The organism is Pseudoalteromonas sp. XMcav11-Q, assembly GCF_040104525.1.
In the GTDB taxonomy this organism is placed as follows: domain Bacteria; phylum Pseudomonadota; class Gammaproteobacteria; order Enterobacterales; family Alteromonadaceae; genus Pseudoalteromonas.
Map to the genome: position 1 here is coordinate 99,698 of NZ_JBECOX010000006.1, position 24,512 is coordinate 124,209.

A 24,512-nucleotide genomic window follows, 5' to 3' on the forward strand; every position below is an offset into this window, starting at 1 on the left:
TGCTCTGCTTCTAGCCCAATAGATGATTGATATTCCTTATCTTGTCGATAAAAATAATCCGTGAGCGTCTAAGCTATTTTACCGCTATATTGCCAATTTATTTGCTGAGCAAAAATAGCCCGTGAAAATCTGTTTTATTATGTACCCTTGGGAGCGTGTAGAAGCTGAAAACGACAGCACGCTAAGACTTATCCACGAAGCCGTATCGCGCGGTCACGTCGTTGCCATCACCACCGTAAACAACCTCACTATTCGCGAAAGTGTCGCCAGTGCCTTCTGTGATGTATTTGTTGCGGGCCAAAAAGTATCTGACAACTTAGTGAGCTTTTACAACAAAGCTGAGTTTAAAAAAGTACAGCTTCCTTTGGCAGGTTTTGACGCAATATTTATGCGCGCCAACCCACCGCTTGATACCTTAGCGATGAACTTTTTAGACTCTGTTCGTGATGATACTTTCATCATCAACGACATCGATGGCCTGCGTATCGCAAATAACAAGCTATACACGGCATCTTTCCAAGGCATCGCGAGAGAATTTATTCCAAATACGCATGTATCTAAAAACAAAGAGTATTTAGAGCGTATATTCTCTGAATCAGAGCAAGAGAAAATGATCTTAAAGCCGCTTGATGGCTTTGGCGGTCGCGGTGTTATCGTCGTTGAAAAACGCGCGAAACAAAGCTTTAGCTCACTCCTTGAGTTTTATATTGGTGGCGACGAGGCTGGTAAAGGCAGCAACTACGTCATTTTACAAGACTATGTTGAAGGTGCCGACGAGGGTGATGTTCGTATTCTAATGCTTAACGGCGAACCGATTGGCGCCATGAAACGTGTGCCTGCAGCAAATGAAGTGCGTGCCAACGTACATGCCGGTGGCAAAGTAGTGAAACACAAACTCACCAACCAAGAAAAAGCGCTATGTAAGCACATCGGCCCTAAGCTTGTGCGTGATGGTTTGTATTTTGTTGGCATTGACGTGATAGGCGGCAAGCTTATTGAAGTTAACGTGCTCTCACCTGGCGGGATAACCCGTATTAACCGTTTAAACCGCTGTAAGCTGCAAGTGCAAGTTATCGATTTTGTAGAGAGTGTGGTGCACGCCAAAGAGCTAGTAACGCATCGCAAAAACCAATTCCGTCAAGTAATAGAAGATGCTCATGCTATCTGAACAAGCCATCATTGCCGCGCTTGAAGCCGGCAAACCCATCAGTGGGCAATTTGCTGAAGGTGCTTTTCACCTCGAAGTGAGGGAATACGTGCCTTATGTCGCCACTGCTGTACACGCAGGCCACCGCACCCGTGCTAGCCTAAAAGGCTTGTTCGCCATTAGCGATGCTGAGCGTTTACAAGAGGAAGATCCGTTTACCGACGGCATGATTGAATCATTACCCATCACGCTTATCGCGCGTGACTCACGTTACGAATACGATCTTAACCGTGCGCCAGAGCTTGCGATATACAAAGAAGCATGGGGTAAACAAGTGTGGAGCCAAGCGCTACCAAATGCAGACATAGATGTTAGCTTGTCTAAGCATGCAGCCTATTACCGTGTGCTCAGTGCGCTGTTAACCACGCTTGAGCGCAAGTTTGGTGCCTGCTTGCTATTTGATGTGCACAGCTATAATTATCAAATTCGTAGCTACCCTTATGCACCAACCTTTAATATTGGCACTGCACAACTTGATACCTTGCGTTTTCGTGCCGTATTAGATGAGCTGAAAAAACAGCTAGGACTGAAAAAACTGGCAGGCCAGCTGGTGGATTGTGCTGAAAATACCGTCTTTCAGGGCCATGGTTATCAAGCGCAATATATTACCAGCCACTTTGATAACACCTTAGTGGTACCGCTGGAAGTAAAAAAAGTCTTTATGGACGAAAACAGCGGCGAATTATTCCCTGTGGTGTTTGAAAAACTACAGCGCAACATGCATGTTGCTTTGAGCAAAACGGCAAAAACATTTGCTAAAAATCACTGCTATAAGCCACTTCGCAAAGCAAAATCAACGTCGCAGCTTGACCCTGCGCTGATTAACGTGGACTCTGCGCTGTACCGCATAGCCAGAAACCTTGAAACGCTGCATTATGTTAACCCAAGCAATATCGCCCAAGAGAAACGTCGCTTTTTCTCGAAACGTCATTATCAGCCTGCGTTTAAATATCGCCCGCTGAAAATTGACCCGTATGAGTTTAAAGAGCAACTCTATCGCTTGCCCGTTGGAAAAATCCAAGATCCGATCGTAAAAGATTTATATCGTAAAGTGATCGACAGCTACGCGACTAAAATCGAACTGATCACCCAAATTGGTCGCGAAGCCTTTTTGTATAACTCGCTACGCTATTATGGTGAGCCGGATTACAACGATATAAATAATGCGACCTTCTTGCTGCACGCGCGCGAAACAGAGACCTTGCCAAAAAAAGACATTACAGCCGAGCAAGCCTTGGTACGTTTTAATCAAGCGATTGAGGCTATGGGCTTACCTTGTAAGGTCGCTATATCAAGCAAGCTCGTTGCCAAAGCAATGGTCGACAATAGTAAGCGTCTTCTGCTTGTAAATAGCAGTGCGATGCTATCTGAGCTTGATATCAATGCCTTGATAGAGCATGAAATTGGCGTGCACTTACTCACGACTTTAAATGCTGACGCCCAGCAACTTAAAGTGCTGCACTTAGGTTTACCTGGCAATACCTATACTCAAGAGGGCCTTGCCATCTACCGCGAGTATCAATCTGGGCAAATAAATCTGACACGATTGAAAGTATTAGCGCTTAGGGTGATTGCGGTTAACATGCTACTTAAAGGCGATAAATTCTATCAAGTGTATGAGTTTTTAGCTGACTCGGGTGTATTAAACGTCAATGAAGCCTTTGCGCTGACCACTCGAATTTTCCGTGGTGGTGGCTTTACTAAAGATCATCTCTACTTAAAAGGCTTTAAAGACATAGTGCAGCTTGCCAATACCCGCAGCTTAGATAATTTATATCTCGGTAAAACGGGCATTGCGCACTTAGATGCACTGGACGCGTTAGTAGAACAAGGCATATTCACAAGGCCTAAATATCTGCCGGATACGAGCCGAGATCCCGAGCCAGATGCAATCCTAAGTTATTTAATTTCTTCAATTAAATAGGCCAAATTCGCCACTGTGGTTATACTAGTGCCATCTAGTATCTACCCAGTGGCTTTGTTTTGACACAACAGGAAATAGATTTACTCGCTTTTGAGCTGGCAAACCTTCGTCTCAATGCCGATCTCACGCTCGCACCAAAGTACAGTTATTTTTCAGATAAACCCTACCCGCTTGGTCGCTGCCTAGAAATTCGCGATGAAATGTTTAAACTCGTCACCACGGAGCTCAAGCAAAATTCAGAACGTTTATCTGTGCTCAGAAATTACATGCTTAAAGAGAATGCCGAGCTGAAAAAAGTATGGGGTTCGCTACGCGATGAGTACTTTCAAAATGCGATGTTGGTGGGAGATTGGTATATAGATACCGCAAACGATACCGTGAATGCAAACAAACCCAGAGTTGAAATCAAACCCATCGCACAATCAGGCTTTTCAGCCATCACTAATTTCGAGCAGTTTGTTAAGATTGCTCGCGCTTACTGGCAAGTGGAGGTGTTTAAAAACACCGCCTTTCCAGCCATCGCGCCTTATTTACCGTTAATTTGTGTCAACGCAAAAGGCGCTACTTGGTTAGCTGCGGCCAATGACGATATGATCAAGGTCGCTACCAACAGTGAGTTTAGGCTATCTGAGCAAATCCTCTGTCAGCTGCCAGAGCCTGACTCTGTTATCGTATCTCGCTGGCAACAGACCCTAACTGGCATCGATGCTTTAGATGACATCTTATTGCAAACAGGAAAGCCCGAGGGGTTTTGCCAACTATACAGAGCTGCCGAAAAGGCAACGGATTTAGCATTTAGGGATAGGGTCGTACGCGCCTATATGAGCTTACCCAAAGGCGCGTAGCGCGGCATATTAAAAGGAAGTGGGATAAGTCGGTTTTTCGTCTGTAATTTCCCATTTGTCTTCTGTTGGTCTATCCACTCGACATTGATTTTGCTGTTGGAAACACCTGTCCTCACAATTTTGTACTTGCATCGGATCCGAGTAATCTTTGCGACAGCTCATAGAACACGAACGTGAATCACCTTCGCAATCGACCGGCACATTGCTGACTCTAGTTGTAAAATGTCCACTACAGCCACTCACAAACGCAGCGGCGAACACTGCTGCTACACATAATTTTGTTGTCATTGTTCTGCTCTCAAAAACACCGGTTCTTGAGCCTTTTGCGTTGCTTCTTCACTAAAGCGGTATCCTGCAATATCAAACGCTTTCAGGCTTTCCAAATCCGATACTTGGTTCTCAATGATATACCTTGCCATCATACCGCGCGCTTTCTTCGCGTAAAAACTGATGACTTTGTATTGACCATTTTTACAATCTTTAAAGATAGGAGTGATAATGTCACCTTTCAGCGCCTTCTTATCTACCGCTTTAAAGTACTCATTTGAAGCTAAGTTCACCAAGTATTGTGTTTGTGCCCCTTCCATGACCTTATTCAGTTTTTCAGCGATAATCGTGCCCCAAAACTCATACAGGTTTTTGCCACGCGGGTTACTTAACTTTGTACCCATTTCTAAACGATAGGCCTGCATTAAGTCAAGTGGTTTTAGGATGCCATACAGCCCAGATAAGATACGTAAATGATTTTGCGCATAATTTAAATTAGCCTCAGTTAGGCTTTGCGCTTCTAAACCGACATACACATCGCCATTAAAAGCAAAAATAGCTTGTTTAGCATTGTCTTGTGTAAAAGGCTCTGACCACTCGGCAAACCTTGCCGCATTTAAGCCCGCGAGCTTGTCGCTTATCTTCATTAAGCTACCGATCTGCTGTGGTGATAAATCGCGACAAACTTGAATAAGTGACTCGCTATGCTCCAGCAGCTCTGGCTGTGTGTGCATCTTGGTTGGCGCAGGTGTTTCATAGTCTAGGTTTTTCGCTGGAGAGATAACTGTGATCATGGTTTGCCTATTGACTTAGCTAGTAATTAATGTCAATTTCAACACTATCCCCAAGTAACTTCAAGTGTTTGTCCGCTTTCACTTGGGCTTAAGCAATTCGCTGTTAAAATACAGCTTCGCTTTACAACTCGACCTTATATAACAATAACCCTAAATAACGAGTGTGATATGTCGCCCGATACGGACATATGACCTATTCAGCTATTTAATGGTGTTGCAACATAAGGCGTCTAATATCACTTCGCTGTTATCAATATTGGAATGAGGAACACATGACTTCAGCATTAGATAGGCTAAAACAACACTCATCAATCGTCGCTGACACCGGTGACATTGAAGCCATCCGCAAGCTACAGCCTGAGGATGCAACAACTAACCCTTCTCTTTTACTTAAAGCGGCGGAGACACCTGCTTATCAGCCTTATCTAACAGAAGCTTGGGATTATGCCAAAGCCAATGAAAGTGACGCCGACAAGCAGTTAGCGCTTGCTTGTGACTATTTTGCCGTTGTGATTGGCAAAGAAATCGCGAACTCTGTGCCGGGATATATCTCAACCGAAGTAGACGCACGTTTATCTTTTGATACCGAAGCGACTATCGCAAAAGCAAAAACGCTATTAAATTTATATCAAGCGCAGGGCGTAAGCAAAGACAAAATCTTGATTAAGATTGCATCGACTTGGGAAGGTATTAAAGCCGCTGAAGCACTGGAAAAAGAAGGTGTTAAGTGTAACCTAACGCTGCTATTTAGCGAAGCGCAAGCACGTGCATGTGCCGATGCAAACGTATTTTTAATCTCACCATTTGTTGGGCGTATTCTAGATTGGCACGTTGCCAACGGCCTAGAAAAACCAACTGACCCACTACAAGATCCGGGTGTGCAATCTGTTCGTAGTATTTTTGAATTCTATAAGCAGCACGGTTATAAAACCGTTGTAATGGGCGCCAGCTTCAGAAATACAGGTGAAATTCTAGCCCTAACGGGTTGTGATAAGCTCACGATTAGCCCTTCTCTATTAGAAGAGCTTGCCGCAATGCCTGCAAACGAAAATTACTTACTTGAGGCTGACTTTGCGCCTAAAGCAAAACCAGCTGCGCTTAGCGAAAGTGAGTTCCGTTGGTTACATAACCAAGACGCAATGGCCACAGAAAAGCTTGCTGAAGGTATTCGCTCATTTGCCGATGCACAAGAAACATTAGTCGCACGCTTTAAAGCACTGTAAGTGCCTTAAACATTCGATTTCGAAACGCCGCATATTGCGGCGTTTTTGTTATCGCTCTCAATACAAACCCTTCTGAACACCTCCTAGATATCACCCGAATTGACCTTCATCAAACTGTCACTTGGTTTTAACCCAAAAGACACAATTGTGTTTTATTTTTATCCCGTCTGTGGTATATCAATATCACTTGAAGTGAAAATTGATGCCGCTACTTTCTGGTTTTGGTACAAAAAGCAAGCAACGCGGGGTTGTTTGTAGCGTACTTTAGCTATCAGACTTTTATCGGTTCCTCATATTGAGGTTTGCCAAATAGTATGAAGAAATCAACGGTGTCATTGCAGTTGTAGTGCTAACAACAGCCAAAGCAAATGCCACTTTAGGTTGTTTTTATCAATAGGAGATTTTCATGGATACCCTAGACGAGTTATTAGAATTATTAGAAAGTCCGGATACTAGGAAAAAAACTTCATCTAAGGGCAAAAAAAGAAAATGGCGTGAAATTGAAGCGCTAAAAGATAAACAGCGACTACGCAAAGAATTACAGGAATTGGATATTTTCGCAGACAGTGTTGATTTAGACGAATTTGATTTTAACTAAAAAGAGCGCCCTTCACGGCGCTCTTTTTTGTTGTTATCTGCTATAGCTCGGCCAATCGCCAGTCGATTGGCAGCTTACCCATTTGGGTGAGCAGCTGATTAGTTTTGCTGAAATGGCCACTACCAAAAAAGCCGCGATGTGCTGAGAGCGGCGAAGGATGTGGCGCGTGTAAAACATGGTGACGATTTGTGTCTATGCTTTTACCCTTTTTCTGAGCGTGTGAGCCCCAAAGTAAGAAAATCACACCTTCGCTGTGGGCATTCAGCTTTTCAATCACTACATCAGTAAAGCGCTCCCAGCCCAAATGCTTATGAGAATGGGCTTGGCCTTGTTCTACCGTCAACACTGTATTTAACAGCAGTACGCCCTGTTTAGCCCAGTCAATTAGGTAGCCGTGATTAGGTATGCGAAAGCCGTTAATATCCTGCACTAATTCTTTATACATATTATTTAACGACGGCGGCGGCTTAATCCCTGGTAACACAGAGAAACATAGACCATGAGCTTGATTGGGGCCGTGATAGGGATCTTGCCCTAAAATCACCACTTTAACCTGATCAAAAGGCGTGACTTTGAACGCGTCAAATACTTGTTCATGGGGCGGAAACACATTTATACCTTGAGCGCGACGCTCTGCCACGTAATCCATGGTTTGTTTAAAGTAATCTTGTTGTTTTTCCTGACCTAACACGTCACTCCACGTTGTCATGCTTCACCTTTTTTCATCATATTATAATGGCTTCGAGAAACGTCGAGTTTACCACATAAATCCGATATTCCCTCGAGCATACGATAGCTATAACGATGAAGCAGATCGGCATCTACCGAAATAGTTTGTTGGTACTTTACTGCAGGGATCGAAGGCCATTGCTGCCATGCAATTGCTTTGACCTCTTGTTTGGTCTTTTCTTCTGGGATCACAATCACTTGTGGTGATTTCAACAGAACATTTTCAATGCTAATTTGTGGATAGTCCGTGGTGGCGTCGGCAAAAACATTTTTCACATTACACACAGTAAAGACTTGCTGTAACCAACTTTCGCCTCCTACGGTCATCAGCGGTGATGGCCACAATTGATAAAATACAGCTAAGCTAGCGCTTTGTTTATACTGGGCTTTTAGCTCATTTAAACGTTTAGTAAACAAATCTGCCTGTTGCTGTGCTTGAGATCCAAAGCCGGTAATTTTACCTAGGCGTAGCAACTCATTGGGCAGTTTATCTAGATATTTCGCTTCACTATAAATCACGTCAACACCAAAGCTTTCGAGCTTTTCAAGCATAGGAGCGTGACTTGCATTTTTCCACGCAATGATAAGATCAGGCTTAAGTGCCAAAATTTTCTCAACCGAAATGCCTTGATAGTCGCCAACTTGAGGCAGTTGCTTGGCTGATTCTGGATAATCAGCATAGGCGACCGTGCCTACAATCCGCTCCCCAGCTCCTATTGCATAAAGATTTTCGACAATATGAGGCGCAAGCGCGATGATCCGCTCTGCGGGCTTAGCACTAACGCTAAAGGCAAAGCCTAGTACAATAAATAAGGCGAATTTTAGCATCAGTAGTCAAACCCTTTTTGCGCCTTAATGCCGGCCTCAAACGCATGCTTCACATTACGCACTTCACTCACGGTATCTGCAAGCTCGGTCAGGCGTCGATGTGCACCGCGCCCAGTTACAATCACTGATTGCATGGTAGGACGGTTTTCTAGCGCCGTTATGACTTCGTCCAAATCTAGATAGTCATAGCTCAACATATACGTAATTTCGTCAAGCAATACCAAATCGATGCGTTCATCTTGTAGCCATACTTTCGCTTGCTGCCACGTCGCCTGGGCAGCGGCAGTATCGGTTTCACGGTTTTGCGTTTCCCACGTAAAGCCTGTTTTCATTACCGCAAATGGCACGCCGACTTTTTCGAGCAAATTGCGTTCACCGCAATCCCAGGTTCCTTTAATAAACTGTACAACCGCTGCGTTCATACCATGACCGACACAACGCGCAACGGTGCCAAAACCAGATGTTGACTTACCTTTACCGTTACCTGTGATCACTTGTAAAATGCCCTGCTCTTGCTGCGCTGCGGCAATTTTTTCATCGACTTGTTGTTTTACTTTTTGCTGTCGTTGCTGATGCTTATCTTGTTGTTCGCTCATGTTATTCCTCAATTATTTTCATCAATTTTTGCCAATCTAAATGTGCTTCACAGCTGTCGGCAAGACGCGTAATTTGCAGCTCTCTGTGCTTCGCTAAATCAATCGCGGCTGTTCCCGCTTGCTTACTACCGGCCCAAGACAAGATAGCCTGTGTGGCGGCGACCGTATCAAATAAACCATGTAAATAGGTGGCTGCAATTTGATTATCTCGGGAGATAAAACCGTCCTGCACACTGTTATTTGGATGTGTGTTAAATCGCAAGAATGGCACCTCTAGTGCCGCTCCAGAAGAGATCCCGGCATGGATCTCGTAACCACAAATTTCAGCACTTTGCTCATCCAATTGGCAAATGCCAGACACTTGCGTCAGTACTTTTTGCTCTGAGAGTGTGGTCTCAAAGTCAGCCAGACCAAGTCCTGCGACTTCACCGAGTGTTGATTCCACCGCATTTGGATCTCTGATGAACTTACCTAACATTTGCAAACCGCCACACACACCTAGTACCTTACCACCGTACCTTAGGTGCCGTTTGATTTCTTCTGCCCAACCCTGTTTGCGTAAGAAGGTTAAATCGCTCAACACATTTTTGCTGCCAGGCAGAATGATTAAGTCACAATGACCGATAGATTCTTGATAGCGTACATAACGCAAATCCACTTCAGGGTTTAAGCGCAAGGTGTCAAAGTCGGTGTGATTGCTAATATGAGGAAATAGTAAAACCCTAACGCTTAACGATCCCCGTTCACAGATATTGTCCACCGTCACCGCATCTTCTGCATCGAGCGCTAAGCCATGCAAATAGGGCAATACCCCAAGTACAGGCTTACCCGTTTTTTGCTCGAGCCAGTCAAGTCCAGATTGCAATAACGCAATATCACCACGAAAGCGATTGATCACAAACCCTTTAACCAAGCTTTGTTCATAGTCACTTAATAGCGCAAGTGTGCCAACCAAGTGTGCGAACACCCCGCCTTTGTCGATATCAGCGATAATGATCACGGGGCATGCAACTTCACAGGCAAACCCCATATTGGCAATGTCATTTTCACGCAGATTGATCTCAGCAGGGCTCCCCGCCCCTTCCACTATGCACAGCTCAAATTGTTCGCTGAGGCGTTGATGTGAGGAAAGTACGGCCTCCATCGCTACCTTTTTGTAATCATGATAAGCGGCTGCTTCCATATTGCTAATGGCTTTGCCGTGAATGATCACTTGTGCGCCAGTGTCAGAGTTTGGCTTAAGCAAAATAGGATTAAAGTCTGTGGATAGCGGGACTTTTGCGGCTTCGGCTTGGAGTGCTTGTGCCCGACCAATTTCACCGCCACAAGGTGTGACGGCACTATTTAGTGCCATATTTTGCGGCTTAAAAGGCGCAACAGATAAGCCTCTTCGTTGCAGCACCCGGCAAAGTCCCGCAACCAGTGTACTTTTACCGGCATCAGACGTGGTGCCCTGTACCATTAAGGTTTTCATACGTCTTGACCTTTTAAACATTGTGGCAAGCCTGCAATAACAAAATCGACTCTGTCGGCCACTTTAGCAATGTCTTGATGGAGCCAACCAGATTCATCAACAAACTCACGGCTTAGCTCGCCAAGCGGAATTATCCCATGCCCCACTTCGTTACTCACCAAAATAACAGTGGCAGCACAGCTTTCTAGTGCCGCCAGCACATGTTCTTTTTTGTCTATGGTCGCGGCCTTACCCATTTCGCATAAGCCAAAACTCAGCCATAAGGTCAAACAATCGATAAGTAACAGCGCATCTTCGCGTGCAGTAGCAATAAGCTTATCAATATGCCACGGCTCTTCCACTAGCTGCCAGCGGCTATCACGCTGCATCTGGTGAGCAAACACTCGGCTTTTCATTTCTTCATCTTGGGCTTTTGCAGTTGCAACATAGTAAAGTTCGTTCACCGCACCTTGCTCTAACAATAGAATAGCGCGCTGCTCTGCCAAGCGACTTTTGCCTGAGCGAGCACCGCCCAGTATTAACTGTATTTGTGCCATTAGAGATGACCCACAATAAAAAGCAAAATAACAAGCTCAGCAAGCTGTTGCGCAGCCCCTAAACAATCTCCGGTGTAACCACCAAGCTGAGCGTTAAACCATTTAATGCACACAAGTCTTAGCACAAACAAGCAAGTACACAGCATCAACAAGTCGAACAGTGAAAGCGCAAGCCATGGCCAACAGAAAATTAAAATCGCAATGGTAGTGAGCGTAAGGCGGGTCGCCGCAGCACTCGATATATGTTTCGCTACCGGCTTAACTTTGCTCAGCTCATCAGCCTGTACATAGTTAAGCGCACCGATTAAAGACACCGCAAAGGCACGACTTAGGCTATGGGCTAAAATAAGTGCAGCGAGTGTCACAGCAAAGTCATTAAAGAGCATGGTCAAAAGCGAAAATTTGGCCAATAACAGCAATATCAGCGCACAACTACCGTATGTACCAAGACGGCTATCTTTCATGATCTCAAGCTTTTGTTCACGGCTCCAGCCACCGCCAAAACCGTCAAAAACATCGGCAAGACCATCTTCGTGAAAAGCCCCGGTAAGTAAAATACTCGCAGCCAGTACGACAACGGCACCAAACATTGGCGATACACCACTACTGGCAACATAGCCAAGTATGGCCGAGAAGCTACCAACAAATAAACCAACTAAAGCAAAGTAACCACTCACTTCGTTAAGTTCATCAGATGAAGGGGCAGGATCCAAACGAATTGGCACCCGCGTTAAAAACACCACGGCAAGCTTAAACAGTCGCCACTCTTGTTGCCACTGCATTATGCGTCTACCACTTGCGTAACATAGGCATCGGCAAAGCTTGCCATTTCGCAAAAAAAGCCTAGCGCAGCTTGTAATAATGGAAGCGCTAGAGCGGCGCCCGTTCCCTCACCCAAGCGCATATTTAAATGTAGTAATGGCTCAGCGTTTAACTGCTCTAACATTAACTTATGACCTTGCTCCATAGAGCCGTGAGCAAACACCATATATTGCTTACTATGCGGTGCTATTCTACTTGCCAACATAGCCGCTGCGGTGGAGATGAAGCCATCCACTATAATCACTTTTTGTGCACGAGCAACCGCCAGCATAGCACCAACCATTTGCACAATTTCAAAGCCACCCAAGCGCTGCAAAATTTGTTCTGGCGTCGCAAGCTTATCTTGATGATATTCTAGAGCCTGTTTGATAAGTGCCCGTTTTTTGCAAAGCGTTTCATCGTCAATGCCTGTACCACGCCCCACACATAATTCCACACTCGCCCCGCTAAGCGCCGCTAAAATTGCAGCTGCGGAACTGGTATTGCCAATCCCCATTTCACCAAAAGCAATCACGTTGCTACCCGCTTCAATAGCGGGCATCACCACTTGCTCTCCATATTCAAGTCCTTGCTTGAGCTGCATTTCGCTCATCGCGGACTGTTTATGGAAAGCATGAGTAATATCGCCAAGTCGCTGTGAGCGCAAATTCGGCGCAGGCTCGCATGGCACTAACGTGCCACAGTCTACTACGGTTAACTGCCAACCAAGTTGTCGACAAAAGACGTTGATCGCAGCACCGCCCTGCACAAAGTTTGCAACCATTTGCCCAGTCACTTCGCTTGGCGCAATAGAAACCCCTTGGCTTGCAATACCATGGTCGCCCGCAAAAACAAACATTGCAGGGCGTGTTATTGCTAACTGCTCTATGTCTAATTGCGTCTGCCCTTGTGAGAAGATCTGTACTAGCTGCACAGCTAAAGCTTCAAGCTTACCTAGCGCACCTAGCGGTTTGGTTTTTAAGTCGATGCGCTGTTGAATAAGCGTGTCTAAGCGAGTATCTAACGGTTTAACCATGGGTAACTCCGACGCCTCCAGAGCGGCGATTTTTGAAAATAAGCAATGCTAAGAAGAACACGCTGCCAATGGCGGCGGTGATCACCCCCACAGGAAGTTCCTGATTATCGATAAGCGTGCGCGACAATACATCCACCCATAGCATCAAAAGCGAACCGCAAAGCGCGGTGGCCACAAGCCCAATGACCTTTGCTTGCGAGATAAAAAAGCGCACGATATGCGGGATCATCAAGCCTACAAATCCGACTCCGCCGCACGCAGCCACAAGTACAGCGGTGAGTAAGGAGCTCAATAACAACATGCCTATTCGCACTCGTCCTACATTCACGCCAAGCGTGGTAGCACTCTCATCTCCAAGCAACAAGGCGTTGAGTGGCCGACGCATCACTAAAAGCGTGATAAAACTCAGCAACACGGCCAAACAAGGAAGCCATAGCCATTGCCAGCTCGCCCTTGCAAACGAGCCTAGATTCCAAAACAAGATTGCACTGATGGCTTGAGGATCACTCCAATAAAGCAATAAGCTAGTAAAGGCACTGAACAGAAAAGAAAGTGCGACGCCCGCCAAGAGCATAGTTTCTACCTGCTGTAGCGCATTGCGATTTGCCACAAATAAAAGTAGTAAGATAGACAGCAAACTTCCGACAAATGCAGCCCCAGACATCATTAGGCTAGACTGTGCACCAAATAGCGCGATAAGCACCACCACACCGAATGAAGCACCTGAAGAAATTCCAAATAAATAAGGATCAGCTAGCGGGTTACGCGTCACGGTTTGTAAAATAAGACCCGCTATCGCCAGTCCTGCTCCCGCACTCATCGCCAGTAACGTCCGTGGCAGACGAAGCTCAACTACCACCCGTTGTTGAAGTACGCTGGGATCGAAATTAATAATCGCTTGTATAACCGTATGCCAAGATAAATCAATCGCACCGATCTTAAGTGCCATCAGCATGCTAAAACAGCACAAGGCCAATAGCAGTATCGATATCAACGCGATCCGCTTTGCGGCAATCATAATTGATACCCGTAATGAAAGCGTATATGTGGGATCTCACTGTTATTTGGCGGATGACGGACAGTAGAAACCTCTGCGCATACCCCAAAAACTTGGCTTAATAGGGTTTCGTTAATGACTTCAAGTGGCGACCCATCTGCAACAAGCTCACCGTTATTTAATACTAATAAGCGATCGCACAAGGCGCTAGCCAAATTTAAGTCGTGAAAAGACGCAATGATAGTAACACCAAGCTGTTTGGCCAGCTCCATAATTTGGATTTGATATTTAATGTCCAAATGGCTGGTGGGCTCATCCATTATCAATACTTGAGGCGCTTGCACCATGGCACGTGCGATCATTGCCCTTTGCTTCTCCCCACCAGACAAGGAGCTAAAACATTGCTCTAATTTATGGCTCAACCCAACCTGCTCAATGGCATGTAAGATTGCCTGTTTTTCAGCAGCCGTCGTTGTCGCGAGCAGTGATTTGTTCGGTGTTAGCCCCATCAATACCATATCAAATAATGGCAGAGTAAACTCAGCGGGGATCTCTTGTAGCACCACAGCAACATGTCTCGCGTAGGCTTTACGTCCATAACTAGCTAGCGGCTTACCATTGAAAAGTAGCGACCCAGAACTTGGCGCTGTGTATTGATATAAAGTGCGCAGCAAAGTCGACTTTCCAGCACCATTCGGTCCGAGCAAACCAATAAATTCACCCGAATTAATAGCAAAGCTGAGTGCCTTTAAGATGGCTTTACCACCAAGCTGCACGCTAAGTTTATCGACTTGAAACTGTGGAGTAACTGCCATAGCACCTCTGATTGGGCACGGCAAAGTAGTAGCTCATAGAGAAGCGACAACTTTGACTTAAGTCTGCCCGCTTAAGTATATGGTTAGGCCTTGGTATCTGACTTATACAAGAGACAAGGCTCAAGCACTTACAGTTGCGGGGACAGTTGAGGACTCACACCTCATTCCCAATATCTGCCTATCACGAAATTTGCAATATTATGAAGTCTAGACGTCTAAAATACAACTTTTGGCCAAGCAGTTTGGCTGCTGTCGTAAAACACCTCAACTTTTACTATACCCGCATAAGGAATATCTATCTTCGATTGGTATGCAGTAAGCTCAGGCGATAGGTCAAGAATAAGTGCTACAAGCGCTTTTATTACTCCGGCATGCGCTACGACGGCGGTACACTCTTCACTTGGCGACGCCAAAATACTGTGCCACCACGTGGCGACCCGATGATGAAAATCATACATAGACTCGCCCTCAGGAGGCGTGTGCAGCCAAGGGTTTTGCCAAAAATCGCCAATACTTGGAAATTGGGTTTCTCGCCAAAGCGTATCATAAGGTTGTCCATCCCATAATCCAAAATCAAATTCGGCGAGATTTGGCTCCACCTCAACGGGGAGTTGATACTGCTTTGCAAAGGCTGTGGCTGTATTCAGGCAGCGCTTCCTTGGAGAGCTAATAATACCCTGCAGGCCACTTAGGCTCGTTAACGATTGCAGCAATTGCTGAGCACCAGTACTACTGAGTTCGGGATCTGTCACTCCAAGTAAATGGCCTGATAGGGTCGTTTCACCATGACGAACAAAATATAGCTGCCGCTGCATTTTTACTTAACCTAAGGTTTGTTACCCAAAAAGCAAAAACGCAAGCTAAGCTTGCGTTTTCAATTAATATCATTCTACGGTTATAGGATCTGGTTTTCTTTCCACATCTCTTCTTTTGCTAACCGCTTTTTGCGTTTGTCGCATGGATCGTCGCAATCACAAATTTTGTCAATGCCCATTGAGCCCAAACCACCACAACTACTGGCCATGGATTTCTTTTGTACGATAACGCCTACTGCCATCGCAACAGCGATAAGCATAAGTAAACCGAAAGTAAGGAGGAATAAAGACATTATCTAGCCCCTTTTATTGCTACATTGAATTGAGTGACGACGCGCAAATTATACGCTTTCATGGCGTCACTCACAATTAAATTATGGGGTGTTGTACAGCTTAATTCAAGTACGGCTGAAATGCTTCACTCGCGTAACTCTTGATCCCTTCAGGACTTTTATACATCAAATACACGGGGAGTTGATGCTCAGTGGCATACGTCTTTGCACGCTCAGTGCCCATCACAGTCAATGCTGTCGCTAGGCCATCAGCCGTCATCGCAGATGGATGTAGTACCGTTACAGACACCAGCTCATGTTTAACTGGGCGACCCGTTGTAGGGTCAATAAGGTGTGTAAAGGTTTCACCATCCATTTCATAAAAAATACGGTAGTCACCTGAAGTTGCAATGCCATTTTTGCCAGGCTCTATCACGCGATGAATTTGGCGTTGACCAACAGGCGCATCGGGTTTCTCGATAGCAATACGCCACTCTCCATCCGGCTTCTTGCCAGAAACGCGAAGCTCGCCACCGATTTCTACCATATAGTCATGAATATCATGACTCTCAATCACCTCAGCCACCTTATCTATGCCATAGCCTTTAGCGGTTGCAGAAAATGATAATTCCAGCCCCGTAACTGTTTTCGCAAGACCACGGTCATTTAAAATAAGCTTATCAACACCGATACGAGTGCGCATATCGTCTAACTCGACCTGTGACGGACGCATTGTTGGTCTTTTGTCAGGACCAAATCCCCACAAATCGATAAGCGGTCCCATCGTAACATCAAGCGTTTTGGTCGACTTTCCAAGGCGGATAGATTCAGCAACTACCAAGCGAAAGTCTTCACTGATAGGCATAACGGTATTTGCGGCTAAACGGTTAAACTGGTTAATCTCAGAATTTGGGATATAGGTGGACATAGATTGATTAACAGCCTTTAATGCTTGCTCAACCTCCTCGTGCAACTGCGCTTGTTCGAGCGGCTTTTCACCGGGGAATACCTTGATGTTGTAAGTCGTGCCCATGGTTTTACCAGACAGCACGATCTCCTTGGCTTCAGGTTTGGCGTCTTGGCACCCTGTTAAAAAAACGAATAAAAACGAAATAATAAAAAATCGAGATAAAAAAGCGTAACTTGCTTGCATCAGAACTTCCTGAGTTTAGTACCAACGGGTATAAAAAAGCCCTCGAGCAAAGCATTTTGCTGGAGGGCTGATATTCTAACTTAAGTTCATTGTTAGACCGAAACCTAATTAACCACCGAAGTCATCAAGTAGGATGTTTTCGTCTTCAACACCTAAGTCTTTAAGCATGTTAATAACTGCCGCGTTCATCATTGGAGGACCACACATGTAGAACTCACAATCTTCCGGTGCTTCATGATCTTTCAAGTAGTTTTCATAAAGTACGTTATGAATGAAGCCTGTGTAACCTTCCCAGTTATCCTCTGGTTGAGGATCTGAAAGGGCAACATGCCATTGGAAGTTATCATTTTCTTCAGCTAGACCGTCAAAGTCTTCCACGTAGAACATTTCACGCTTAGAACGTGCACCGTACCAGAAAGACATCTTACGCTTAGAGTTAAGACGCTTAAGCTGATCGAAGATGTGTGAACGCATTGGCGCCATACCAGCACCACCACCAACAAATACCATTTCTGCATCTGTGTCTTTCGCGAAGAATTCACCGAATGGACCAGAAATAGTAACCTTATCACCTTCTTTAAGTGACCAGATGAATGATGACATCTTACCACAAGGTAATGTTAGGTTATTTGGCGGCGGAGTTGCGATACGTACGTTTAGCATGATGATGCCAAACTCTTCTGGGTAGTTAGCCATTGAGTATGCACGGATCGTTTCTTCGTCAACTTTAGACTCTAGCTTAAAGAAACCAAAACGTTCCCAGTCAGCACGATATTCTTCAGGAATATCATAGTCTGCATATTTAACATGGTGAGCTGGTGCTTCAATCTGAATGTAACCACCGGCACGGAAAGGTACAACTTCACCTTCAGGGATGCCTAGTTTTAGCTCCTTGATGAAAGTTGCTTTGTTATCGTTAGAGATAACAGTACATTCCCACTTTTTAACACCGAAGATTGATTCTTCAACTTCGATTTCCATGTCGTTTTTAACGTTAACCTGACACGCTAGACGACAGCCTTCACGTGCTTCACCTTTAGAGATGTGGTCAAGTTCGGTTGGTAGAATATCACCACCACCCTCTTTAATATGTACGCGACACTGACCACATGAGCCACCGCCACCACATGCAGACGATACGAAAATACCCGCGTTTGCAAGTGCACCTAGTAGCTTACCGCCAGCAGGAGTCTTGATCGCTTTTTCAGGATCGCCGTTAATATCAATTGTAACGTCACCGCTTGCTACAAGCTTCGATTTCGCTGCAATGATGATAAGCACTAGCATCACAACGATAGCGATGAACATGCTTACGCCTAATACAATAGTTTCCATCGTATAGTTTCCTCGCTACCTTACAGTGAAATACCAGAGAATGACATGAAGCCAAAGCCCATTAGACCTACAGTAACAAAGGTAATACCTAAGCCACGTAATCCATCAGGAACGTCTGCATACTTCATCTTCTCACGAATACCTGCTAACAATACGATAGCAAGTGCCCAGCCCACACCTGAACCTAGACCATAAACTACAGATTCACCGAAGTTTAAGTTACGCTCAACCATGAATGATACCGCACCGAAAATCGCACAGTTAACTGTGATTAGCGGTAGGAAGATACCTAGTGCGTTATATAGCGCAGGGAAGAACTTATCCAATGTCATTTCTAGAATTTGAACAAGCGCTGCGATTACACCGATAAACGTCAAGAAGCGTAGGAAGCTAAGATCCACTTCAGGGAAGCCTAACCATTCCAATGCGCCCGGCGCTAGCACTGCGTGATAAACCAAGTTGTTTACTGGTACAGAGATACCAAGAACTACAACTACCGCAATACCTAGACCTAGCGACGTTGTTACTTTCTTAGATACCGCCAAGAAAGTACACATACCTAAGAAGAAAGACAAAGCTAAGTTTTCAATGAAAACTGCTTTTATAAATAAATTGATATATTGTTCCATCTCTCTCCCCTTATGCCTTCGCTTCTACTTGCTCTTTCTTCCAAGTACGTAGTGCCCAAATAAATGCACCTACGATGAAGAACGAACTGAATGGCATAACTAGTAGACCCATAGGCTGATACCAACCACCTTCAGAGATAAGTGGTAAGATTTCAACGCCAAACAATGTTCCCGCACCGAATAGCTCACGAATAAAGCCAACTGTTAAAAGCACAACAGAATAGCCTAAACCGTTACCAATACCGTCAAGGAACGACATTGTTGGTGGTGACTTCATTGCGTATGCTTCTGCACGGCCCATTACGATACAGTTAGTAATGATAAGGCCGATGAACGTTGATAGTTCTTTTGCTGTTGAATAAACAACGGCTTGAAGCACTTGGTCTACAACGATTACTAAAGATGCAATAATCGTCATTTGGACAATGATACGCACACTTGAAGGAATGTGATTACGGATCATTGAGATAAATAAACTTGAAAACGCAGTAACCAATGTCAACGCAATTGACATGATAAGTGCATTTTTAAGGCTTGAAGTTACCGCTAGTGCAGAACAGATACCCAACACTTGCAGTGCAATCGGGTTGTTCGCAAAAACAGGACCAAACAAGACTTCCTTCATTTCTTTTGCATTAGCCATTAGTTCAATGCTCCTTTACGTACTTTCGCAAGGAATGGACCAAACGCTTTGTCGCTTGTCCAGAAATCTACTGTATGATCAACACCATTAGAAGTAAGTGTCGCACCAGATAGACCATCTACCTTGTGTTCGTTACCGCCAGCACTACCTTTAACAACGTCGATAGGAAGCTCTTTACCTTCCCAAAGTGCAGTCCACTTAGGGTTTTGGATTTCGCCACCAAGACCAGGAGTTTCACTGTGCTTATAAAAGTTGATTGACTTAATCGTCTCACCATCAGCTTCTAGCGCAAGGAAGCCATACATCACACCCCAAAGGCCATAACCTTGGATTGGTAGAATGATAGTAGACACTTTACCTTGGTCATCTTTTGCAAAATAAACTGGAGAGTTATTTGTGATACGTTGAATACCCGCTTTGTCTTCTTCTTTTGAAAGCTTGTAACTACGTTTGGCATCAAACTTAGTCGCTTCAAAATCAAAAGTTTCCGCTTTAACGTCTTCAACAAACTCACCCGTTTTAAGACTAACAACACGTGATTCGATATTTTGGTTAAAAACTTCAGATACGTTTTTAACTTTATCGTAGCCAGCAACGGCTAAAATGTTACGTTGAATATCTTCGTTTTTGTTTGCTTGCTGCATAGGACGAAGCTGAACCGAAGCAAAAGATACTACGATTGCACACACTAAACATAAGCCAACAACTACGCCGAGCGTTTTGCCCATTGATTCATTATTAGTTGACACGTGCCAATCTCCTCTTCACATTTGACTGCACTACGAAGTGGTCGAATAGTGGAGCAAAAAGGTTAGCGAATAAGATTGCTAACATCATGCCCTCTGGGTATGCCGGGTTAACAACACGGATAAGCACAACCATTACACCGATTAGCGCACCGTATAACCACTTACCTTTGTCTGTGAAAGACGCAGATACTGGGTCTGTTGCCATAAAGAACATACCAAATGCAAAACCACCAAGTACTAAGTGCCAGTGCCAAGGCATAGCAAACGCAGCATTTGTTTCAGAGCCAATTGCATTTAGAACGAATGACATTACAACCATACCAATGAATGTACCTAGCACGATGCGCCATGAAGCGATACGAACATAAACTAGGAACAAACCACCAAGTAAGATTGCCAGTGTTGATGTTTCACCTACAGAGCCTTGGATAAAGCCGTAAAACGCGTTAAACCAAAGGTCCATATTGCTGTAGTCTAGTGAACCTGCAGTCGCTTGACCTAAGTAAGTTGCACCAGAGAACGAATCAACAGCTGTCCACACTGTGTCACCAGAAATGTCAGCAGGGTATGCGAAGAATAAGAACGCACGGCCTGCAAGTGCTGGGTTTAGGAAGTTACGACCTGTACCACCGAAGATTTCCTTCGCGATTACAACACCGAACGTAATACCTAAAGCAGCTTGCCATAGCGGAATTGTTGCAGGCAGGATAAGCGCGAATAACACTGAGGTTACGAAGAAGCCTTCGTTTACTTCGTGCTTGCGAACTGACGCGAATAACACTTCCCAGAAGCCACCAACCGCAAACACGGTTGCGTAAATAGGCAAGAAGAAACACGCACCATAGAACATCTTGGCGCCCCAACCTGCATCAGCAGTTAATTCACCACCAAGCGCTTGGAAAATAGCTACCTGCCAAGTATTAGCAAGCTCAAAACCGTTACCTAGTGCAAGTGCAGCTTGGTGACCGATGTTGAACATACCAAAGAACATTGCAGGGAACGTCGCCATCCACACTAAAATCATAATACGTTTTAGGTCGATGTTATCACGAACGTGCGTTGCACCTTTGTTTACATAACCAGGAGTATAGAAGATAGTTGCTACGGCTTCGTAAAGCGCGTACCACTTCTCGTGTTTACCACCAGGTTCAAAGTGAGGTTCAATGTCTTCTAAAAATTTCTTTAAGGCCATTTTTAACCTTCCTTCTCGATAGTAGTCAGGCAATCGCGCAGGATTGAACCGTACTCATATTTGCCCGGACATACGTAAGTACATAGTGCTAAATCTTCTTCATCTAGCTCTAGTGCACCCAACGAAATCGCAGAATCTAGATCACGTGAAATAAGATCACGTAATAATAGCGTTGGCAAAATATCGAGTGGCATAACACGCTCATAGTTACCGATTGGTACCATCGCACGCTTAGAACCACCAGTAGACGTTGTCATCTTGAACAAACGGCTAGGTGTTAAGTGTGAAATGAATGTACGTGTTACTGAGAATTTGTCACTACCCGGAGCGATCCAGCCAAATAGCTCTTTCTCGCGACCTTCAAGTAAAACTGATACTTGAGTATGGTAACGACCAAGGTAAGCGTGAGGGCCAGTTGCTGTTTTACCAGCTAACACAGAGCCAGAAATGACTCGGTTATCACCGTCTTCAAGCTCGCCTGCAACTAAATCTGTTAGCGACGCACCGACATGAGTTTTTACTAAGCGAGGGTTCTTAACTCGAGGACCTGCTAGAGCAATAACTCTGTCTGAGTAGATTTCACCTGTCAGGAACAACTTACCAAACGCGATGACATCTTGGTAACCAATGTGCCAAACTTGCTTGTTTGTACCTACAGAATCTAGGAAGTGAATGTGAGTACCCACGTTACCTGCTGGATGCACACCTGCAAACTCATGAACTTCTACTTGTGAGATAGAAGAACTAGGTACGTTAGCACCCGCTTTCTTACACACAAATACTTTGCCTTCAGTCAAACGAGATACAACCGCTAGACCCGCTTCAAACGCTTCCACGTTTTCTGCGATGATAACAGCAGGATCTGCTGCTAACGGATTAGTATCTGTTGCTGTCACAAAGATTGAGCTAGGTGTTGCACTCGGCACAGCGACACGGCTGAATGGACGTGCACGAAGCGCTGGCCATTGACCAGACTCGATTAGCACTTCCTTCACTTTTTCAGAGTCTAAGTTGCTTAAATCAGCAGCTGAAAACTTCTCGAAAGTGATTTGCTCGTCGCCTTGAACTTCGATCACAACGGATTGAAGTACACGCTTAGCACCACGGTTAATTTCTTTAACTACACCAGAAGCTGGCGCAGTAAACTTGACGCCTGGGTTCTTTTTATCTTCAAAAAGAACTTGGCCTTTTTTGACTTGGTCATCCACACGAATATGCATGGTAGGACGCATACCGATGAATTCTTCACCTAGCACAGCTACTCGTTTGACAGCAGAACCATCATGAATAACTTGCTGAGGTGCGCCCTCTATTGGTAAGTCCAGACCTTTTTTTATGTTGATCATACGCACTTGCATTACATTAACGGAAAGAAACTGAAAATATCTTTAGTCACCACAGCGCCACCTCGTTTGTACTAAGTATTAGGTATAAAGAGCAGAAAGTTATGAGTCCGGATAGGGTTCCCAAACAAGCCCCTTTAAAATACCTCTCAACGCGCACAAAAAAGCAGCGTCGTGATAAAAGTCCTCACATATTTCTCTGATTTTAACATTAATCGTACTGAGTATGCGAGTGGAATTATGAAATTAATACGACTTTAACGTGGATTTAGATTAGTTGAAAAATCCATCACTGGAAGGAGTATAGACCAAAGTTGCATAGATAAAATTTTTCTTACCCTAATCTGCAAAATAAGTAAAAATTCACGGTCAAACAAAAACGGGCAAAGTACCAATTAGCACTTTGCCCGCAAAATCAAAAACAGTGAGATCAAAAACCGTGAAATTAAACGAGGTGATTAATTTCTACCGTTGCATCCACATCAGCTTCGTAATCTACGCCATCAACCCCGAAGCCGAATAGCTTCAAGAATTCGTTGTGATAACCAACATAATCCGTCAATTCATCAATTGTATCTGTGTCAACAGTATCCCAAATAGTTTGCACACGAGCTTGAACGCCGTCTTCTAGTTCTTTATAGTTTTGGAACAAGTGACCGCCATCATCAAAGCGTGGTGATTGACTATATAGATTTTCAGTAAACAACCCATGGATTTGCTCAATTGTGCCCTCATAAGTTCCATCACCTTTCATCACTTTGAATAGCGCAGAGATATAAAGAGGCATAATTGGAATAGCAGAGCTTGCCTGCGTCACTACTGCATTCAGTGAAGACACATACGCTTCGCCTTTAATATCCGCTGTGGTTTCACGAATTGCCTGCGTCGCACGGTCCAAGTCTTCTTTTGCTTTACCAATAGTCGCGTGACCGTATATCGGCCAAGTCAGCTCTTTACCAATATAAGTATATGCCGTTGTCTTGAAACCATCAGCCAGTACATCAGCTTGCTTAAGCGCATCAATCCAAAGTTCCCAGTCTTCACCACCCATCACTTTAACCGTATTAGCAATTTCGTCTTCGTTAGCAGCTTCAACTGTCATTTCATCAATGACGCGCTTTGAAGTATTTAGGTTTTTAGTTGTGATAGCTGAGCCAATTGGCTTAAGTGTTGAAGAGTAAACTTCATCAGATTTAGGGTCTTTACGACGAGGAGACGCAAGGCTATATACCACTAAATCTACTTTACCCAATTCAGCTTTGATTATGTCGATAGTTTTTTGCTTCAACTCATCAGAAAACGCATCACCATTGATATTTTTAGACCATAAACCCGCTTCTTCTGCAGCTTGCTGGAATGCAGCCGTATTATACCAACCCGCTGACGCGGTTTTCTTCTCTGAGCCTTCTTTTTCAAAGAAGATACCTAGCGTTTTCGCACCGGCACCAAATGCAGCGGTGATACGCGACGCCAAGCCATAGCCTGTCGATGCACCAATTACTAATACATTCTTAGGACCATTTTCGATTTGGCCTTGTTGTTTTACGTATTCAATCTGTTCTTGAACGTGTGCAGCACAGCCTACTGGATGCGCATTAGTACAAATAAATCCACGAATTTTTGGTTTGATGACCATAAGAGATCCTATCCATTGATTTGATACAAAATAAAAGTGAGATTGGTCTCACTTTATTAAAATTACTGCGTAGTG

At 44.6% G+C, this 24,512-nt stretch carries 26 protein-coding genes and 1 riboswitch; of the genes, 5 read left to right on the forward strand and 21 right to left on the reverse strand.

Annotated elements, in window-relative coordinates:
• Nucleotides 1-121: 121 nt before the first annotated feature.
• The 3 genes from gshB to ABMY45_RS11635 are packed head-to-tail and all read left to right on the forward strand — an operon-like array spanning nt 122 to nt 3,976.
• Entirely contained in the window at nt 122-1,168 is a 1,047-nt protein-coding gene (gene gshB / locus ABMY45_RS11625) for a glutathione synthase (RefSeq protein ID WP_010606117.1), read from the forward strand.
• The gene (locus tag ABMY45_RS11630; protein WP_174169853.1) at nt 1,152-3,131 is read left to right on the forward strand and encodes a flavohemoglobin expression-modulating QEGLA motif protein; all 1,980 of its coding nucleotides are present in this window, start codon (nt 1,152-1,154) and stop codon (nt 3,129-3,131) included. Before gshB ends, ABMY45_RS11630 begins: the two co-directional genes overlap by 17 nt.
• Before the next feature lie 59 nt (nt 3,132-3,190).
• On the forward strand, nt 3,191-3,976 hold the full coding sequence (locus ABMY45_RS11635) for a hypothetical protein (protein WP_102057359.1): 786 nt from the start codon (nt 3,191-3,193) through the stop codon (nt 3,974-3,976).
• Between the two features lie 9 nt (nt 3,977-3,985).
• On the opposite strand, the gene ABMY45_RS11640 is transcribed toward ABMY45_RS11635, so the two are convergent.
• Together ABMY45_RS11640 and yaaA are read right to left on the reverse strand one after the other, a co-directional pair.
• The gene (locus ABMY45_RS11640; RefSeq protein ID WP_158299126.1) at nt 3,986-4,264 is read right to left on the reverse strand and encodes a hypothetical protein; all 279 of its coding nucleotides are present in this window, start codon (nt 4,262-4,264) and stop codon (nt 3,986-3,988) included.
• Nucleotides 4,261-5,037 carry a peroxide stress protein YaaA gene (gene yaaA, locus ABMY45_RS11645; protein WP_010606114.1) on the reverse strand — a complete coding sequence of 259 codons (777 nt, stop codon included), beginning with the start codon at nt 5,035-5,037 and terminating at the stop codon, nt 4,261-4,263. Before yaaA ends, ABMY45_RS11640 begins: the two co-directional genes overlap by 4 nt.
• Nucleotides 5,038-5,309: 272 nt before the next feature.
• Here yaaA and tal point away from each other — a divergent pair, with 272 nt between their 5' ends.
• Nucleotides 5,310-6,260 (forward strand): transaldolase, encoded by a 951-nt coding sequence (gene tal / locus ABMY45_RS11650; RefSeq protein ID WP_211866801.1) that lies wholly within the window; start codon nt 5,310-5,312, stop codon nt 6,258-6,260.
• Nucleotides 6,261-6,666: 406 nt separating this feature from the next.
• Nucleotides 6,667-6,858, forward strand: a complete 192-nt coding sequence (locus tag ABMY45_RS11655; protein ID WP_010372168.1) for a DUF3545 family protein — start codon at nt 6,667-6,669, stop codon at nt 6,856-6,858.
• A 40-nt stretch (nt 6,859-6,898) separates the two neighbouring features.
• Here the strand turns inward: ABMY45_RS11655 and ung are convergent, their stop codons facing one another.
• The 19 genes from ung to fabV all read right to left on the reverse strand — a co-directional run bounded on the left by ung (nt 6,899) and on the right by fabV (nt 24,437).
• Nucleotides 6,899-7,567 (reverse strand): uracil-DNA glycosylase, encoded by a 669-nt coding sequence (gene ung / locus ABMY45_RS11660; protein WP_211866802.1) that lies wholly within the window; start codon nt 7,565-7,567, stop codon nt 6,899-6,901.
• Complete coding sequence (locus tag ABMY45_RS11665; RefSeq protein WP_349288910.1) at nt 7,564-8,415, reverse strand: cobalamin-binding protein; 852 nt, start codon at nt 8,413-8,415, stop codon at nt 7,564-7,566. The genes ung and ABMY45_RS11665 overlap by 4 nt, the downstream gene beginning before the upstream one ends.
• Nucleotides 8,415-9,011 (reverse strand): cob(I)yrinic acid a,c-diamide adenosyltransferase, encoded by a 597-nt coding sequence (gene cobO, locus ABMY45_RS11670; protein WP_235366543.1) that lies wholly within the window; start codon nt 9,009-9,011, stop codon nt 8,415-8,417. The genes ABMY45_RS11665 and cobO overlap by 1 nt, the downstream gene beginning before the upstream one ends.
• Before the next feature lies 1 nt (nt 9,012).
• Nucleotides 9,013-10,485: a cobyric acid synthase gene (locus ABMY45_RS11675; protein ID WP_349288911.1), complete on the reverse strand. Its 1,473-nt coding sequence runs from the start codon at nt 10,483-10,485 to the stop codon at nt 9,013-9,015.
• The gene (gene cobU / locus ABMY45_RS11680) at nt 10,482-11,021 is read right to left on the reverse strand and encodes a bifunctional adenosylcobinamide kinase/adenosylcobinamide-phosphate guanylyltransferase (RefSeq protein ID WP_010606107.1); all 540 of its coding nucleotides are present in this window, start codon (nt 11,019-11,021) and stop codon (nt 10,482-10,484) included. Before cobU ends, ABMY45_RS11675 begins: the two co-directional genes overlap by 4 nt.
• Entirely contained in the window at nt 11,021-11,803 is a 783-nt protein-coding gene (locus ABMY45_RS11685) for an adenosylcobinamide-GDP ribazoletransferase (RefSeq protein WP_174169849.1), read from the reverse strand. The genes cobU and ABMY45_RS11685 overlap by 1 nt, the downstream gene beginning before the upstream one ends.
• Nucleotides 11,803-12,858 (reverse strand): nicotinate-nucleotide--dimethylbenzimidazole phosphoribosyltransferase, encoded by a 1,056-nt coding sequence (cobT, locus tag ABMY45_RS11690; RefSeq protein ID WP_206472239.1) that lies wholly within the window; start codon nt 12,856-12,858, stop codon nt 11,803-11,805. Before cobT ends, ABMY45_RS11685 begins: the two co-directional genes overlap by 1 nt.
• A complete protein-coding gene (locus ABMY45_RS11695) occupies nt 12,851-13,876 on the reverse strand; it encodes an iron ABC transporter permease (RefSeq protein ID WP_349288912.1) in 1,026 nt (341 codons plus the stop codon). The genes cobT and ABMY45_RS11695 overlap by 8 nt, the downstream gene beginning before the upstream one ends.
• The gene (locus ABMY45_RS11700; RefSeq protein WP_045987680.1) at nt 13,873-14,670 is read right to left on the reverse strand and encodes an ABC transporter ATP-binding protein; all 798 of its coding nucleotides are present in this window, start codon (nt 14,668-14,670) and stop codon (nt 13,873-13,875) included. The genes ABMY45_RS11695 and ABMY45_RS11700 overlap by 4 nt, the downstream gene beginning before the upstream one ends.
• 69 nt (nt 14,671-14,739) lie before the next feature.
• A riboswitch (cobalamin riboswitch) is annotated at nt 14,740-14,895 on the reverse strand.
• Nucleotides 14,886-15,485 carry a histidine phosphatase family protein gene (locus ABMY45_RS11705; protein ID WP_206472235.1) on the reverse strand — a complete coding sequence of 200 codons (600 nt, stop codon included), beginning with the start codon at nt 15,483-15,485 and terminating at the stop codon, nt 14,886-14,888. It overlaps the preceding riboswitch by 10 nt.
• Nucleotides 15,486-15,565: 80 nt before the next feature.
• Complete coding sequence (gene nqrM / locus ABMY45_RS11710; protein WP_010372193.1) at nt 15,566-15,778, reverse strand: (Na+)-NQR maturation NqrM; 213 nt, start codon at nt 15,776-15,778, stop codon at nt 15,566-15,568.
• Between the two features lie 100 nt (nt 15,779-15,878).
• Nucleotides 15,879-16,910, reverse strand: coding sequence for an FAD:protein FMN transferase (locus ABMY45_RS11715; protein WP_349288913.1), 1,032 nt, complete (start codon nt 16,908-16,910; stop codon nt 15,879-15,881).
• Nucleotides 16,911-17,018: 108 nt separating this feature from the next.
• Nucleotides 17,019-18,245 (reverse strand): NADH:ubiquinone reductase (Na(+)-transporting) subunit F, encoded by a 1,227-nt coding sequence (gene nqrF / locus ABMY45_RS11720; protein WP_174169844.1) that lies wholly within the window; start codon nt 18,243-18,245, stop codon nt 17,019-17,021.
• 20 nt (nt 18,246-18,265) lie between these two features.
• Entirely contained in the window at nt 18,266-18,874 is a 609-nt protein-coding gene (gene nqrE / locus ABMY45_RS11725; RefSeq protein WP_010372198.1) for an NADH:ubiquinone reductase (Na(+)-transporting) subunit E, read from the reverse strand.
• A gap of 10 nt (nt 18,875-18,884) precedes the next feature.
• On the reverse strand, nt 18,885-19,517 hold the full coding sequence (locus tag ABMY45_RS11730; RefSeq protein ID WP_010372200.1) for an NADH:ubiquinone reductase (Na(+)-transporting) subunit D: 633 nt from the start codon (nt 19,515-19,517) through the stop codon (nt 18,885-18,887).
• Entirely contained in the window at nt 19,517-20,266 is a 750-nt protein-coding gene (locus ABMY45_RS11735; protein WP_095729564.1) for a Na(+)-translocating NADH-quinone reductase subunit C, read from the reverse strand. Before ABMY45_RS11735 ends, ABMY45_RS11730 begins: the two co-directional genes overlap by 1 nt.
• Nucleotides 20,256-21,458, reverse strand: a complete 1,203-nt coding sequence (locus ABMY45_RS11740; protein ID WP_017216396.1) for an NADH:ubiquinone reductase (Na(+)-transporting) subunit B — start codon at nt 21,456-21,458, stop codon at nt 20,256-20,258. Before ABMY45_RS11740 ends, ABMY45_RS11735 begins: the two co-directional genes overlap by 11 nt.
• A gap of 2 nt (nt 21,459-21,460) precedes the next feature.
• Nucleotides 21,461-22,804, reverse strand: coding sequence for a Na(+)-translocating NADH-quinone reductase subunit A (locus ABMY45_RS11745; RefSeq protein WP_010372207.1), 1,344 nt, complete (start codon nt 22,802-22,804; stop codon nt 21,461-21,463).
• A gap of 442 nt (nt 22,805-23,246) precedes the next feature.
• Nucleotides 23,247-24,437: an enoyl-ACP reductase FabV gene (fabV, locus tag ABMY45_RS11750; RefSeq protein ID WP_211866815.1), complete on the reverse strand. Its 1,191-nt coding sequence runs from the start codon at nt 24,435-24,437 to the stop codon at nt 23,247-23,249.
• Between the last annotated feature and the right edge of the window lie 75 nt (nt 24,438-24,512).

What these genes read in the sequence shown, in the direction of transcription:
- ABMY45_RS11700 (WP_045987680.1), bottom strand. Translation starts at nt 14,670, where the DNA reads ATGGCAGTTACTCCACAGTTTCAAGTCGATAAACTTAGCGTGCAGCTT.
- nqrE (WP_010372198.1), bottom strand. Translation starts at nt 18,874, where the DNA reads ATGGAACAATATATCAATTTATTTATAAAAGCAGTTTTCATTGAAAAC.
- fabV (WP_211866815.1), bottom strand. Translation starts at nt 24,437, where the DNA reads ATGGTCATCAAACCAAAAATTCGTGGATTTATTTGTACTAATGCGCAT.
- ABMY45_RS11655 (WP_010372168.1), top strand. Translation starts at nt 6,667, where the DNA reads ATGGATACCCTAGACGAGTTATTAGAATTATTAGAAAGTCCGGATACT.
- ABMY45_RS11665 (WP_349288910.1), bottom strand. Translation starts at nt 8,415, where the DNA reads ATGCTAAAATTCGCCTTATTTATTGTACTAGGCTTTGCCTTTAGCGTT.
- cobO (WP_235366543.1), bottom strand. Translation starts at nt 9,011, where the DNA reads ATGAGCGAACAACAAGATAAGCATCAGCAACGACAGCAAAAAGTAAAA.
- tal (WP_211866801.1), top strand. Translation starts at nt 5,310, where the DNA reads ATGACTTCAGCATTAGATAGGCTAAAACAACACTCATCAATCGTCGCT.
- ABMY45_RS11675 (WP_349288911.1), bottom strand. Translation starts at nt 10,485, where the DNA reads ATGAAAACCTTAATGGTACAGGGCACCACGTCTGATGCCGGTAAAAGT.
- ABMY45_RS11740 (WP_017216396.1), bottom strand. Translation starts at nt 21,458, where the DNA reads ATGGCCTTAAAGAAATTTTTAGAAGACATTGAACCTCACTTTGAACCT.
- ung (WP_211866802.1), bottom strand. Translation starts at nt 7,567, where the DNA reads ATGACAACGTGGAGTGACGTGTTAGGTCAGGAAAAACAACAAGATTAC.
- ABMY45_RS11730 (WP_010372200.1), bottom strand. Translation starts at nt 19,517, where the DNA reads ATGGCTAATGCAAAAGAAATGAAGGAAGTCTTGTTTGGTCCTGTTTTT.
- nqrF (WP_174169844.1), bottom strand. Translation starts at nt 18,245, where the DNA reads ATGGAAACTATTGTATTAGGCGTAAGCATGTTCATCGCTATCGTTGTG.
- ABMY45_RS11695 (WP_349288912.1), bottom strand. Translation starts at nt 13,876, where the DNA reads ATGATTGCCGCAAAGCGGATCGCGTTGATATCGATACTGCTATTGGCC.
- ABMY45_RS11745 (WP_010372207.1), bottom strand. Translation starts at nt 22,804, where the DNA reads ATGATCAACATAAAAAAAGGTCTGGACTTACCAATAGAGGGCGCACCT.
- yaaA (WP_010606114.1), bottom strand. Translation starts at nt 5,037, where the DNA reads ATGATCACAGTTATCTCTCCAGCGAAAAACCTAGACTATGAAACACCT.
- cobU (WP_010606107.1), bottom strand. Translation starts at nt 11,021, where the DNA reads ATGGCACAAATACAGTTAATACTGGGCGGTGCTCGCTCAGGCAAAAGT.
- ABMY45_RS11685 (WP_174169849.1), bottom strand. Translation starts at nt 11,803, where the DNA reads ATGCAGTGGCAACAAGAGTGGCGACTGTTTAAGCTTGCCGTGGTGTTT.
- ABMY45_RS11640 (WP_158299126.1), bottom strand. Translation starts at nt 4,264, where the DNA reads ATGACAACAAAATTATGTGTAGCAGCAGTGTTCGCCGCTGCGTTTGTG.
- nqrM (WP_010372193.1), bottom strand. Translation starts at nt 15,778, where the DNA reads ATGTCTTTATTCCTCCTTACTTTCGGTTTACTTATGCTTATCGCTGTT.
- ABMY45_RS11630 (WP_174169853.1), top strand. Translation starts at nt 1,152, where the DNA reads ATGCTCATGCTATCTGAACAAGCCATCATTGCCGCGCTTGAAGCCGGC.
- cobT (WP_206472239.1), bottom strand. Translation starts at nt 12,858, where the DNA reads ATGGTTAAACCGTTAGATACTCGCTTAGACACGCTTATTCAACAGCGC.
- ABMY45_RS11705 (WP_206472235.1), bottom strand. Translation starts at nt 15,485, where the DNA reads ATGCAGCGGCAGCTATATTTTGTTCGTCATGGTGAAACGACCCTATCA.
- ABMY45_RS11715 (WP_349288913.1), bottom strand. Translation starts at nt 16,910, where the DNA reads ATGCAAGCAAGTTACGCTTTTTTATCTCGATTTTTTATTATTTCGTTT.